Source organism: Prevotella nigrescens, from assembly GCF_031191185.1.
Lineage (GTDB): Bacteria > Bacteroidota > Bacteroidia > Bacteroidales > Bacteroidaceae > Prevotella > Prevotella nigrescens.
In genome coordinates, this window is sequence record NZ_CP133464.1 from 385,564 (window position 1) to 399,878 (window position 14,315).

General features: G+C 45.2%; 10 protein-coding genes and 1 tRNA gene. 7 read left to right on the top strand and 4 right to left on the bottom strand.

All coding sequences use genetic code 11. The features are described from left to right. The first annotated feature begins 8 nt into the window (after positions 1-8). The 4 genes from RDV52_RS01425 (at position 9) to RDV52_RS01440 (ending at position 7,469) form a co-directional block, all read left to right on the top strand. Entirely contained in the window at positions 9-2,456 is a 2,448-nt protein-coding gene (locus RDV52_RS01425) for an FtsK/SpoIIIE family DNA translocase (protein WP_004367795.1), read from the top strand. 23 nt (positions 2,457-2,479) lie between these two features. Beyond that, a complete protein-coding gene (locus RDV52_RS01430) occupies positions 2,480-3,091 on the top strand; it encodes a LolA-like putative outer membrane lipoprotein chaperone (protein ID WP_004364647.1) in 612 nt (203 codons plus the stop codon). A gap of 732 nt (positions 3,092-3,823) precedes the next feature. After that, positions 3,824-5,935, top strand: coding sequence for a fibronectin type III domain-containing protein (locus RDV52_RS01435; RefSeq protein WP_004367793.1), 2,112 nt, complete (start codon positions 3,824-3,826; stop codon positions 5,933-5,935). Between the two features lie 325 nt (positions 5,936-6,260). After that, entirely contained in the window at positions 6,261-7,469 is a 1,209-nt protein-coding gene (locus tag RDV52_RS01440; protein ID WP_004364643.1) for an L-serine ammonia-lyase, iron-sulfur-dependent, subunit alpha, read from the top strand. 295 nt (positions 7,470-7,764) lie between these two features. Here RDV52_RS01440 and RDV52_RS01445 read toward each other — a convergent pair whose 3' ends face one another. After that, positions 7,765-8,193: a transglycosylase SLT domain-containing protein gene (locus RDV52_RS01445; RefSeq protein WP_004367792.1), complete on the bottom strand. Its 429-nt coding sequence runs from the start codon at positions 8,191-8,193 to the stop codon at positions 7,765-7,767. A 348-nt stretch (positions 8,194-8,541) separates the two neighbouring features. Between RDV52_RS01445 and RDV52_RS01450 the strand changes: the two genes are divergently transcribed. Continuing rightward, positions 8,542-8,618 (top strand) — tRNA-Arg (locus RDV52_RS01450). A gap of 400 nt (positions 8,619-9,018) precedes the next feature. Here the strand turns inward: RDV52_RS01450 and RDV52_RS01455 are convergent. Further along, a complete protein-coding gene (locus RDV52_RS01455; RefSeq protein WP_147278311.1) occupies positions 9,019-9,234 on the bottom strand; it encodes a hypothetical protein in 216 nt (71 codons plus the stop codon). A gap of 44 nt (positions 9,235-9,278) precedes the next feature. Between RDV52_RS01455 and RDV52_RS01460 the strand changes: the two genes are divergently transcribed. Both RDV52_RS01460 and rd read left to right on the top strand, forming a co-directional pair. Then, positions 9,279-11,666 carry a TonB-dependent receptor gene (locus RDV52_RS01460; protein WP_004367791.1) on the top strand — a complete coding sequence of 796 codons (2,388 nt, stop codon included), beginning with the start codon at positions 9,279-9,281 and terminating at the stop codon, positions 11,664-11,666. A gap of 108 nt (positions 11,667-11,774) precedes the next feature. After that, positions 11,775-11,939, top strand: a complete 165-nt coding sequence (gene rd, locus RDV52_RS01465) for a rubredoxin (protein ID WP_004367790.1) — start codon at positions 11,775-11,777, stop codon at positions 11,937-11,939. A gap of 379 nt (positions 11,940-12,318) precedes the next feature. On the opposite strand, the gene RDV52_RS01470 is transcribed toward rd, so the two are convergent. Beyond that, entirely contained in the window at positions 12,319-13,665 is a 1,347-nt protein-coding gene (locus RDV52_RS01470) for a YihY/virulence factor BrkB family protein (protein ID WP_004367786.1), read from the bottom strand. A gap of 479 nt (positions 13,666-14,144) precedes the next feature. Continuing rightward, on the bottom strand, positions 14,145-14,276 hold the full coding sequence (locus RDV52_RS01475; protein WP_256593321.1) for a hypothetical protein: 132 nt from the start codon (positions 14,274-14,276) through the stop codon (positions 14,145-14,147). Between the last annotated feature and the right edge of the window lie 39 nt (positions 14,277-14,315).

The following is a 14,315-nucleotide window of genomic DNA, read 5'->3' on the forward strand; positions in this document are numbered from 1 at the left end:
ATTCAATAATGGCGAAAAAGAAAAGGGAGAAGACTCCAAAGACATTCAGTGAGGCTATTGGTGCGCATTATATCATAAACGACAAGACTGGCTTTGTATTGGGAATTGTTCTGATTTGTCTTGCTTTATATATATTGGTGGCCTTCATCAGTTACTTTTCTACGGGCGAAGCCGACCAGAGTCTGGTTACGGCACTGCGTCCAGGGGAAATAGAAAATACTGCGAAGGTGTTTCAGAACAGCTGTGGCTCTGTGGGAGCACTGCTCTCTTACTTTCTGATATCGCGCTGCTTTGGTATCCCTGCCTTCATTATTCCACTCTATATCATACTCTGTGGCGTGAAAATGATAAAGGCTTACGAGAAGATAAACCTATGGAAGTGGTTCTTTGGAATGGCTTTGGTAATGGTGTGGAGCTCCATTACGTTTGCAAAGTTCCTTACTCCGCTGATGAGCGAGAACATTTTTAACCCCGGCGGAGACCATGGCAGGTTTGTTGTAGAGTACATTGAGAACATCATAGGGGCACCGGGACTGCTCGCCGTACTTGCCATTACAATGATAGCATTCCTTACTTACCTCACTTCAGAGACCATTACGGTTATCAAGAAGTTGCTCAATCCGGTGGGATACATACGCAACAAGGTGAAATTCACGATTGTCCGGCATAATTTTGAAAAGGATAAAATAGGTGAAAGCACCCACGAAATGGAGGAGGAAGCAGTAGAAAAGCTGCAGAATGCAGAGTCCCAGACGGTGGAATTTCTTGACGATGACCTGCCAAATACCATGATAAAGCCTAACGCTAAGGACAAAACCACGGCGAAAGAGAACGATGAAGAGACTGCTGCCAATGGCGAAATAGGAATGAAAGTTAATGTCCCTGTCGGGTTGGAAAAGGCACAAGGCAAGGTGGTGGCAGGCACGACAGACCTTGCAACACCTATTAATCCACACGAACCTTTCCCCAATTGGAAGTATCCAACCCTTAATTTGCTTAAGCAATACGACTCTGACAACAGCGTAAACTTTGTAGACAAGGAGGAGCTGGAGGCTAATAAGAACCGCATTATAAAGGTTCTCAGCGACTTTGGCGTGCAAATTCGCAGCATTCGCGCAACGGTTGGACCAACCATTACCCTCTACGAAATAACACCGGCACAGGGTGTCCGCATTTCGAAAATCAAGAATTTGGAAGACGATATAGCACTTAGCTTGGCTGCAATAGGTATTCGTATCATTGCACCAATGCCCGGCAAGGGCACCATAGGTATCGAAGTGCCAAACGCCAAGCCCTCCATCGTGTCCATGTTCTCTATTCTTAACTCGCGAAAGTTCCAGGAAAGCACAATGGAACTGCCTGTTGCGTTAGGCAAGACCATTACGAACGATGTGTATATGGTAGATTTGGCAAAGATACCACACCTGCTTGTAGCGGGTGCAACAGGGCAAGGTAAGTCGGTAGGACTTAACGCTATCATCACATCTTTACTATATAAGAAGCACCCAAACGACCTTAAGATAGTGCTGGTAGACCCTAAGAAGGTTGAGTTCAGCATATATTCGCCCATCGCCAAGCCTTTCATGGCTGCGGTAGAAGAGAATGAAGACGAGCCGATTATAACCGACGTGCAGAAGGTTGTAAAGACTTTGAAGGGTCTTTGCGTGCTTATGGACAATCGGTACGACATGTTGAAAGCTGCAGGAGCGCGCAATATAAAAGAGTATAACAAGAAGTTCCTTAACCATCAGCTTAGTCCTGCGGAAGGACACGAGTTCATGCCGTACATCGTTGTCATCATTGATGAGTTCGGAGACCTTATCCTTACGGCTGGAAAAGAAATTGAAATGCCTATCACCCGTATCGCCCAGCTGGCGCGTGCGGTAGGCATTCACATGATTATAGCAACACAACGCCCAACTACTTCCATCATAACGGGTAACATAAAAGCCAACTTCCCCGGTCGTATCGCGTTCCGTGTGGGTGCCATGATGGATTCTCGTATCATTTTAGACAGACCCGGAGCCCAACAACTTGTGGGACGCGGAGACATGCTTTACCTCAATGGAGGAGAGCCAACACGTGTGCAATGTGCCTTCGTAGACACTCCGGAGGTGGAAGATATATCCAAGTTCATCGCCACACAGCCTGGTCCAGTAGAGCCATTGCTCATTCCTGAGCCTGCAACAGATGAAGGAGGAGTTGCCGGTGGTAGTCTTGACGAGAACTTAGACCCACTGTTCGAAGATGCAGCAAGGGTCATAGTGCTGAACCAACAAGGCTCTACAAGCATGATACAACGCCGCTTCTCCATTGGTTACAACCGTGCCGGGCGACTAATGGACCAGATGGAGAAAGCCGGCATTGTGGGAGTGGCACAAGGCTCAAAGCCTCGCGAGGTGCTCATTGGCGACGAAATGGGACTCGAATCGTTGCTTTCAACACTGCATAGATAAGCAAAGAAGAAGTTTTTAACACAATGAAAATACAACGTAACATTTTATTTGCATTGGCATTTATGCTTAGTGTCAATGCTTTCAGTCAAAGTTCTGCAGATGCAAAGAAGGTTTTAGACAAGGCGGCAGCAGTTGTTGGACGACGTGGAGGAGCCGCTGCCAACTTCTCGATTACTGGAGGAGAGGTAGGCAGAACATCGGGTAGCATCATTATAAAAGGTAATAAATTCAAAGCCATTACACCCGAAACCACCATCTGGTTCGATGGTAAGACACAGTGGGCGTATATGAAAAGCACCAACGAAGTGAATGTTTCGACACCCAGCGAGGCCAAGCGGCTTTCCATGAACCCCTATGCTTTCATTACAATGTACAAGAATGGCTACCACATGTCCATGAAAACGACTGCCGCAGCATACATTGTCCACTTGCAAGCCATACACCCGGCACGTAGCATGCAAGAGTTTTACGTTACCATTTCAAAGACTTTCTATCCACAACAGATAAAGATGTTGCAAGGCAAAAAGTGGGTAACGATTAACATTAGCAGCTTCCGTGCTGCCTCGCACCCCAATTCTTATTTCCGGTTCAGGCATTCCGATGCTCCTTCGGCGGAGGTTGTCGACTTGCGATAGAGCAAGCCGTAGCCGTTCGTTTAAATCGTCTGAGAGACTAATCTAACTGATGTATAGAGTTTTCTGTAACCTCTGTGAATTTATAAAATAATATACCGAAGGCTAAAGAAAATAGCCTTAGTTTTGCCAACCTACCTTTCTGAAATGTAAAAGAGCCTGTTTGACCTTCCCAAACAGGCTCTTTTGCAACACAAAATGCACTCTTTTTTGCAGTGCATTGATAATAATGGGACTACACAATACACCTTATATATAATATATACATTATCTTGCCACGTTCTGCATTGCTATATCGAAGTGTGCCAACCTGCTCCGCACAGGCAGAAAAGCTATGTGCAAGAGAGTGTGAAGGCTGCGTACACGATTTAAAATGTAAAAAAGAATAAAAAAATAAAGATTTTACAGCATACCTTTTGTTATTCTAAAGAATATTAGTAAATTAGCAGACGAATATTGAAAGATATGATAACAAGAACCAAGTTAATCGCCCTTAGGCAAATTCTATGAACAATCTTTATAGCATTTTTGCTTTGAAATCGGCGAAGTCCCACCTTTAGACACAAGAGGTATAACTGAACATACATCGGGAAAGAAAAGGAACGGACGCCCTGAAATGGCAGAAGGACAGGAAGCAGACGGCGAATTCAAAAACAGCCTTCCACAATGTGGAAACGCTTTCAGCATGTCTTTAGCATACAAATCAAATACTATTATTCATTACATTCTTACATTATGAGAAAGAACTATGTACATTTGGCCCTCGCGGCAACCTTGACAATGGCAGCAACAAGTACTGTTTCTGCCCAGCAAAACAATGGAGCTGGGGTACAAAAGCTTACACGGAACGTACAGCCTCAGCAGTCTAAAATTGCAGCGGCTGCCTTTAGTCTCGGCAAAAACGTCGCAAACGCACCCTTGGCAACGTTCGCCAAGGCAGCAAATCCCTACGGAGAGGAACAGCAGGTGATGTTTGAAGACTTCGCAAAGATGACTTCAGGGAGCGAGGCGAACCCCGACACAGAGACAAACTTGATTAAGGACGAGTTTGAATACCCCTGGATCAACACCAAAGACGAATACTTTAAAAAAGCTGGCTGGGGTTCCGGCAACGCATATCCCGCCGGTGGAACAGTTTATTTACAGTCTGGTCCGGAAGATATGGCACACATTAACACGCCAATGCTGAACGTAAGTGCAAACGGAGGCATAGCTTGGATTCGCTTTAAAGCACGTGCCAAGAACGCCGGAGACAACCCACAAGTCATGGTAGAGGCTGCCGAAACCTTCAACATGTCGCCCACCTGGCGCATGATGGGCAGTGCAACGCTGCCTCAACTCAGCACCGAATGGAAAGAATACTCTATGTATTTCTTTGGCGGCGGCGAATATACACTCTTCAATATCGTGTCTGTCATGGCTCCGGTGTATATCGACAATATCGAAGTCTTTACCGTCAAGCAACACGTTAATACGCCGGAGATGCTCGCACATACAAACTATGCGGGTTCTGAATTCGATATTCATTGGACTAAGATTGCCGATGCTACGGGCTACAAGGTAAATGTTTTCACGCTAAGTGAGGCTGGAAAACCCGAATACTTGTTCGAAAACAAGGCAGTAACTACCAACAATTTCCATGTAACGGGAGCAGAATCAGGCAAGACTTACTTCTACAATGCATCGGCAACGAAAGGCAGTTACGAGTCTATTCCATCTGACAAGATGTTCGTTTTCGACCTTGAGGCTCCTGTAATGAACGAAGTTACCAATCTTAACAAGGATAAATACACGGCATCGTGGAGCACTGTGCCTTCGGCAGAGCGCTATAACTATATTGCATACTACGACCGCAAGGCTGGAAAGGCTGGCGACTTCGTGGTTACAGAGGAAGATTTCACCGGTGTAAAAGATGCTGAGGGAAATCTTACAGGTTGGACAAAGGAAGAGCCGAGCCCTAATTCGTACGACTCTTACTATATTCCTGAAATGAAACAGGCAGGCTGGAAGGGCACGCAATACGCTCCTTACACCGACTATATCTGTCTGGACGGCTGGCAATACTACCACAACCATCAGGACGCAGGGCTTATTTCGCCAGAGTTGGATATGTCTAAAGATGGTGGAAAGTTTGCTGTTAGCGTTAAATTGGCATCTGCTCCGGTTACCGCAGTCGATAAGGACGGAAAGGAGTTCACAGCTTATCCACAGGCTGCTTTCGCCCTTTTCAACTACAACGAAACTACTTGCGACTACGAGCAGGCAGAGCTCATCTATCCCGAAGGCTATCCAAAGGCTGTTAATGACAACTGGAAGAACTTCACAGTAAACTTTACCAAGGGTTCAAAGAAGTCTATCATAGGTATCTATGCCGTCTATGCTGACGAGCATCTCTATCTCGACGACCTGAAGATTACGCAGAAATATCAGGCTGGCGAAAGCCTCAACGACCCGTTCGTCTTCCGTAGATGGGTGCAAGAACCAAAGGCAGACATCACTATTCCTTACTTTGTTGGCAAGTCGGAGGTTAGTCATCGCGCAACAGCCTATAAGGTAAACAGCGACAGAAACGTGAAGAAGAGATACGCAGAAAGTAAGTTTAGCGAACTAAAGAAGGTGGGCATACCCGATGGTATCAGCAACATTGGTCTTTCTAAAGCATTGGTTAAGATGGAAGGCAACAACGTTTGCGTAAGCAACACCAACGGCGAAAGCGTTCAAATCTATACGCTCGACGGACAGCTTGTATATAGCAACAAGGGCGAAAAGGACGTTCGCGCCACTTTGACACAGCACGGTGCTTACATTGTAAAGGTGGGCAGCAAGTCTGTTAAGCTTGTTTTCTAAACATCATTATTTAGCTATTGGGTGGGTACATCGTTTTTGGTGTGCCCACTTTTTGGTTGTAACACCACCTTGAAAGCACGAACAAGATGATACTTTCGTTTCATTCAGGTTTTCGGAAAGATATTTCCCCAGACGGCGTAAAGGCTATATGAAAAGCATTTTCTTATGTTTTAATGATTTAAATCCATAATAAATTATTACATTTGTGGCGTGGAAGGATATGCCCATGTGCGGTTTGGCTATGTCGTAACGACATTAGCAGAGAGTAAGACCACTATAATGGCTTAATCTGAAACAACATTCCAAGAAACACCAAAGAAGATTTATGGACTCGTTAAAAGAGATTTTTAGAATAGGAAAAGGACCGTCGAGCAGTCATACGATGGGACCTTCCCATGCAGCAGAGATATTTGCCCGTCGCAATCCCAACGCCAAGGCCTTCGAAGTAACGCTATATGGCAGTCTGGCAGCAACAGGGAAAGGGCACCTTACCGATGTGGCTATCAACGAAGTGCTGTCTAAAATAGCTCCAGTAGAAATAATATGGCTGCCGGGAACAGTGCTGCCTTTCCATACAAATGGCATGCGCTACAAGGCGTTAGATGCCGAAAAACACGTTGAAAACGAATGGGTGGTGTACAGTGTTGGTGGTGGTGCGCTCTCGGAAGGAAAGGGAAAAGACGACATGTTCTATACAACGCCGGTCTATGAACTGTCTACCCTGAAAGAAATACAACGGTGGTGCGAAGCCAACGGACGCGGTTTCTGGGAATATGTGGACGAATGCGAGGGAACGGAAATATGGGACTATCTGCACGAAGTGTGGGTTACAATGTGCAATGCTGTAGAACGTGGATTGGAAAACGACGGTGTCTTGCCCGGACCATTGAAGCTTTCGCGTAAGGCGGGAAACTATTATATAAAGGCGTTGAGCTACCGAAGCAGCCTGCAATCGCGTGGATTGGTGTATGCCTACGCACTTGCAGTGAGCGAAGAGAATGCATCTGGTGGCACCATTGTTACGGCTCCAACCTGCGGTTCGTGTGGTGTCATGCCCGGAGTGCTGTATCATCTGTACAAGGCACACCAGTTCTCGGAACGCAAAATACTACGTGCGTTGGCAACAGCCGGACTGTTTGGCAACGTTGTAAAAGCCAATGCGTCCATCTCGGGGGCTGAAGTGGGGTGTCAGGGCGAAGTTGGTGTGGCTTGCGCCATGGCATCTGCAGCTGCCTGCCAACTATTTGGTGGGACGCCGTCGCAGATTGAATATGCAGCCGAAATGGGGCTGGAACACCACTTGGGAATGACCTGCGACCCTGTTTGCGGATTAGTTCAGATACCTTGTATAGAGCGGAATGCTTTTGCTGCATGCCGTGCTCTCGATGCACAACTGTATGCTAACTTTAGCGATGGGCGTCATCGTGTTTCGTTCGACAAGGTGGTTGAGGTGATGAAACAAACGGGACACGACCTTCCTTCGCTTTATAAGGAAACCAGCGAAGGTGGTCTGGCGCAAGATTTTGAATGGTAAAGCTTTACAGAAACCCATAGGAACATCAGGAGAACTATGGCTTTTAGCTCTCTAAAGACTTGCCGTAAGGAAGGCGACAAATCCTATTGTCCATGTTAAGTTTATACGTTAAATCTTCCGCTATTGTCCTTATTTGTTCTTTTAGGAAGAAAATTCCTTCATCTTGACAATGCGTCAATAAGCCAATTGCCCATTGCGCAGAGTAGAAAGACACCATAATAAGTTACGTTGGATCGTAACTATATTGTGCAGAATGTTCACATAGGCACTTTGCTACTTGCATTTTGTGGTTTGTTTAGTTTCTCAAAAACCTCTTCACCTTGTTGTAATACTGTTGCGTTTTGCTCTTGCTGAAGTTTATTCCGCCATGCCACATGCGAATGGCTCGCTCCGTATTGTTTGCCTTGTTGTATTTTGACTGGAACAGAACAAACATCTCTCTCGATTTCTCTGGACTGAAACGGTCTGCCATGGTGTAGCGTTTTTTGCTGCCTTTTGCCTTTAGAATATTGTTACATTCTGCCACAACGTGGTGCGAAATTTGCAATATTCCTGCGTGCGGACCGTTTTTTGCTTTTGCATTTCCTTTACTTTCTACCTGTGTAATAGCGTCCATCACGGGTCGCCAATTGAAATTTTTAATCTTTGCGGCAGTCTCTGCGCTTGCAGTGTTCGATGCCAATGCCATTAAAATTCCTACTGTCAGTACTCTAATAATTCTCATTACATAAAATTTTCCGAAGCCTATAAACTTGCCACAAAGTGGGCAAGCTATACGGAATGGTGCACATGAGAATTGGTGCACATATCCCTCAGCTCCATATTAACGCTTGCAAAGGTACGAAAATATGTGCTGATAATCAAATCGTTAAGTATAACTTAACAAATCTATACATGAATGCTGCCACTTTATAACTTTTGTTTAAAAAACTTAATACGCTTGTTCGGTTGGTCAGTAGCCACACTCGCAGCCTGCCGAATACTTATTTTGTAGCGCATAAATTTTGCCAATTAAGAACTTTACAGTACCTTTGCAAGCGTTCTGCATACCAATGCAGGTAGCTGAAACAATGGCTCCGTAGCTTAGCTGAATAGAGCGTAGGATTCCGGTTCCTAAGGTCATGGGTTTGAATCCCATCGGAGTCACCAAAGAGAAGATACAAACGGTATCTTCTCTTTATTATAAAATAATATTTGTGAAGATAATCAACGAGTTACAGACGTATATTAAATAAAAACAAAAATGCGTCTCTCTGTGTGCCCATTCCTTAATTTTGTTCCTTTCATTCTATCAATCCTGAACTTTCAATCAAGCAACTTTCCTCACCAATCGTACATCTTTTCCGCTGCGTGTAATGTGTTGTGGCACACCTCTCAAGATGAGTACGAAGTTTTAGATATCAGTCACGTTCGTTTTAGATATCAGTCACGCACGTTTTAGATATCAGTAATGATAGTTTTAGATATCTAAAACTTTTCTATCTCTTATGTGTGGTCAATAAATTAAGTGATGCTCATAATTAATTATCAATATATTTAAGCCAATCTTTCAGCCAGTCTGCCATCTCAAGGAAGGAGCATAGCGGGCTACACGACTGATGATAGATGGCGGAATGACGAAAGGAGGGAGTTCTTTGTTGTAGTGCAGTACGCTTTGCAGTAGTTTTGTGTACCGGTCCTGTCCATGTGTTTGAACTACTGCATTAAGTAGGGGAGTAGTTTGCATTTGTCCGCAACTCGATGCCGAACCGTTCTGTTTTATCATTGACAGTAATGCAATAATCTTTGTGAGCTGCCGTTATTCATAGTATGAATAAAGCAAAACTTCTATCCATTGCGCTGTTGTTCGTGTGTCTGCTCTATGCTGGTAACGCTATGGCACAGTCGTTTACGTTGCAAGGAAAGGTGTCCGACCAGGACGGAAATCCCATTGAGCTGGCATCAGTCATTGTGGCTTCACAAGGAAAAATGGCGATGTGCAACCTCAAGGGCGAGTTCAGCATGCAGCTGCAGAGCGAAGATTCGGTTAAGATACGCTTCTCCATGCTGGGCTATAAAAGCAAAGTGCGTGTGCTGCATCGCCCGCAAGGCAAGCAGACGCTGCAAGTCCAGCTGACCAGCGATAACCAATTGCAGGAGGTTATAGTAGAGGCGCAAACACCGCAGCATGGTACTACCGAGAACATAAAGGTGGAAGCAACCAAGCGAAACCCCTCCGTCTCGGGCAATGCCGTAGAGGAAATATTGCAGACACAGGCCGGCGTGTCCACCCATTCCGAGCTTTCGTCGCAGTATAACGTGCGCGGTGGAACGTTCGACGAGAACTCTGTATATATAAATAATGTGGAAGTGTATCGCCCTTTCTTAGTCCGCAGCGGACAGCAGGAGGGGCTTTCGGTGATAAATGCCGACCTTGTGGACCGCGTCGGCTTCTCTACGGGTGGCTTCGAGGCCAAGTATGGCGACAAGATGAGCTCGGCTTTGGACATCACCTACAAGCGTCCGAAGCGCACCGAAGGTTCCTTTACGGCATCGATGCTGGGCGCAAGCGGATACTTCGGACTGGCATCGAAGAAGCTTACGTGGACGAACGGACTGCGATACAAGACCAACCGATACCTGTTAGGATCGCTGGAAACAAAGGGAGAGTACAATCCATCGTTCTTGGACTACCAGACTTACCTTTCATGGCAACCGTCCAAACGGTGGCAGGTAGACTTCATCGGCAACATTTCGGAGAACAATTACAACTTCGAACCCGAGGACCGAACAACCAATTTCGGTACGCTGAAGAACGTAAAGTCGTTTAAAGTCTACTTCGATGGCAAGGAAAAAGACCTCTTCCGCACCTTCTTCGGCTCGCTAAGCGTTACGCGGCATCTCTCAAAGCGTACCGATGTGTCGCTGATAGCATCAGCCTTCTCCACCAAAGAGCAGCAACGATACGACATACAGGGGCAATATTGGCTCACACAGACCGAGACTTCGGAGAATTTAGGAGTGGGAACATACATGCAACACTCGCGCGACTACCTTAAAGCAGACGTGAAAAGCCTGAAGTTAATGCTGTTGCAGCGTGCAGGAACGCACAGAATAGAAGGCGCTTTCACCTATAAGATGGAGAAAATCAAGGAAAACTCGGCAGAATACGAGTATCGCGACTCGGCAGGATACAACATTCCGCACAACGGCGAAACTCTCGACATGATCTATTCGCTGCGGGCTCGCAACACATTGGACGCCAAACGCATGGAAGTCTACGTGCAAGACACATGGAACTTTAAGAGCAACGACTCCATACCAACCCTCTTTCGGCTGAACTATGGTGTGCGTTACGCCTACTGGAACTTTAACGGAGAGAGCATTGTTTCGCCACGTGCATCGCTCAATATCACCCCCGGCTGGAACCGAAACCTGTCGTTCCGTGTGGCAGCAGGTCTCTATTACCAGGCACCGTTCTACAAAGAGCTGCGCGATACCACCATGATTAACGGCGTAACCTACGCCCTGCTGAACAAGAAAACGCGTTCTCAGCGGTCCATACACGCATTGGCATCGATGAGTTACCGCTTCACAATGCTGAACAGACCCTTCAAATTCACTGCCGAAGCCTACTACAAAGCCATCTCGCGCCTTGTTCCTTACTCGGTAGACAACGTGAAAGTAACCTATTTTGGCGACAAACAGACTTCCGGACACGCCACTGGACTCGACCTAAAGCTATTCGGAGAGTTTGTGCCGGGGGCAGATTCGTGGCTCACGCTTAGTGTCATGAACACTGCAATGAAGCTGAATGGCAAGAACGTACCCCTGCCAACCGACCAGCGTTTTGCCCTGAACCTTTTCTTTACCGACTATTTCCCCGGCTCAACACGCTGGCGAATGTCGCTGAAACTGGCGTATGCAGACGGTCTCCCGTTCTCTGCACCCCACCAGGAACTAAGCAACAACTCTTTCAGAGCACCTGCCTACAAGCGTGCCGACATAGGAATGAGCTATCGTCTGTTCGACAATCAGGACGGTTCGCGCCGCTCCATCTTCCGCAATGTGTGGCTGGGTGTAGACTGTCTGAACCTTTTCGGCATCAGCAACGTAAACTCCTACTACTGGATAACGGATATTTCAGGACAGCAATACGCCGTGCCTAACTATCTTACAGGCCGACAAATCAATGCGAAACTATCGGTAGAATTCTAAGGAAGCGAGGAAAACAATAACACAATTTAACGGATTTAGTTTGTAAGAATTACATAAAAACATTATCTTTGCAGCGTTAATAGCAAATAAAGATAAAGACAAAACATTATGAAGAAATATGAATGTAATACCTGCGGGTACATTTACGACCCTGCAGTAGGCGATCCAGATGGTGGCATAGCGCCAGGCACAGCTTTCGAAGATATCCCAGACGATTGGGTTTGCCCACTTTGTGGAGTATCAAAAGACGATTTTTCAGTTGTCGAGGAATAATTCATTGATTAAAATATTTACAAAACGTTGAGGGGTATGTAGCTTTTTTGCTATATGCCCCTTTTCCTTTTGTCTGCCAATAGAGTTGTACGCACCATTCAGGGTCGCCATTGCGCCTCGTCCTTGTCAGGCATATTCCTCACAAAGTTTACCAATATTCCTTACGTTTACTGCTTGTGTGGCATTGCCACGTTGCTTGTTCAATATTCCGGAACAGGCTCTTTTAGCGTGCAAAACAGTGGGTTTTGCACTGTAAAACAGGCTCTTTTGCCCCACAAAACAGTGGGGTTTGTATTATGCTGGAATACAGATTATTACACAACGAAGTTCTTTGCCCGTACCATTTGCCAATCTATGGTTTTTCGAAGGTTGGCAAATTTCACTCCGTTTGTCTGTCTATAAGTTCTTTGATGTTGATGGTTTTCAGCTCTTTCAGGTAGGTTGCGTGAATGTTTTTCACCTTTTTGTATATGTCTTTCTCCCACACATGCTCTGGCAACTGACTGGTCAAGGCAGGCTTCAGGCTGGGTACTGACTCCATGCGAGCCACCAATTCGCCCACGGTCATGTCGTTGGTGTCGTGCGTAGGCGTATAAGTTACTTCATCGCTGGTTGGCAAATGGTTCTCGGCAACCAGTCCTATGTCTTTCAATCGGTCTAATATTGCCAATGTAACACGTATTGGAATGCCTGTTTCAGTCTCCAATTCTAATGCTGTATAAGGTTTCTCATCGTGCGAAAACCGTTGACAGATGTAGCATAGCACAGTTGCACTCATTGCAAGAAAGTCGTTATAGCAAACGTCTTTCATCTCTATCATACATTCGTAGTAGTCCAAATTCTGGTTGGTATAGCAGAGTTCGGCACAGAAAAGGCAGATATACCACGACATAAGCATCCACAACATAAACAAAGGCAGGGCTGCAAACGAACCGTAGATGGCATTATAGCTTGTAAGAAACACCTGTCCGTGAATGTAAAGTCCCTGTAAGGCAAGCATTGACAAGCTGGCAAGCACGGAGGGACCTATCGTTTTGGAGAGCTGAACTTTTGCGTTGGGCATGAAGACATAGAGCACAACAAACATAAAAGTAAGTATTGCCCACGGCAAAAGATAGCGGAGCGAGAAGCGGGCAATGTTTCCCAGAAGTGCAAAACTGCTAAGATTTTCTACGAAACCATAAAGATAGATGCTCAGTCCAGACATTATGATGATGCTGATTGGCACCAGAAACATCATTGCGGTGTAGTCTATGAGCACCCGACTGATGGGTCGTGTGCCCTTAACCTGCCATATACTGTCGAAAACGCGCTCTACGGTGTTTATCAAAGAGAACACACTGTAAAGCATAATCAGCAGTCCGATGCCGATAAAAATGCCTGTTTTGGCATGCGTAAGATAAGAATGTGTAAGTGTTAACAGCCAGTTTGCCACTTCGGGTTGTGCCGAAAACATTTCTCGAAACTGGGTTTCTATGAACTTGCCGAACCCAAAACCGTTGGCAACAGCAAATATTAAGGCTGCTATGGGCACTATTGCCATAATGGTAGAGAACGACAGCTGAGCTGCAAAAGTTACGTGTTCGCGCTCTATAAAGAACTTTATTGTAAGGTAAAACTTCTGCAACAATCTAATAGCAATGCCTTTACGTTTAGATTTATACTCTGTTTTCTGCCACATTTCTGTGGTAAAAAAGTTCTTTATTTTGGTTATATCCATCTTCATTCTCGTTCCTTTTTTGTTTCTCAAAGGGTGTGTCTTCTTTACAAAAGGGCAAAGAACACAGTGCAAACTTAATAAAAAAAGGTGAAATCAACAACGATTTCACCTTTTTATATCTATGTATGTTGCAACTTGCCGATAGGGTTTCAGTAAGTTGTTGTATGCCATTTGCCTTAAAGATAGCAGCGAATTGGCATGAATTCAGCGGTTCTTTTTGTCTTGATACATAAAGTAAAGACGTCCAATTACTGCGCCCACAAAGAGCAAAATCGCTACTGCTAATGTTCCCATACTATTCTCCTAACTTCTAATTACTATCCTTTTCCGTTAGATTTACGGTTCTTTTTGTCTTGATACATAAAGTAAAGACCTCCAATTGTCGCTACCAGCGAAACAAAAATCGATGCTACTATTGCTCCCATACTATTCTCCTTTCTTTTGATTACTATCCTTTTCTATTAAATAGAGCCCCCAACATAAGGTTAATGCTGCACCCAATACAACGCAAACAAGAACCCATAGGCGATCCATACTGCCAAAAGCTGTCGATAATAGCAAAGCGTTACCATATATTTTGCTATATCCATCAGCCATTTTCCTAGCTCTTTTTTCATAATGCAAATATATAAATAATTCTTGTATTACGGTTCTTA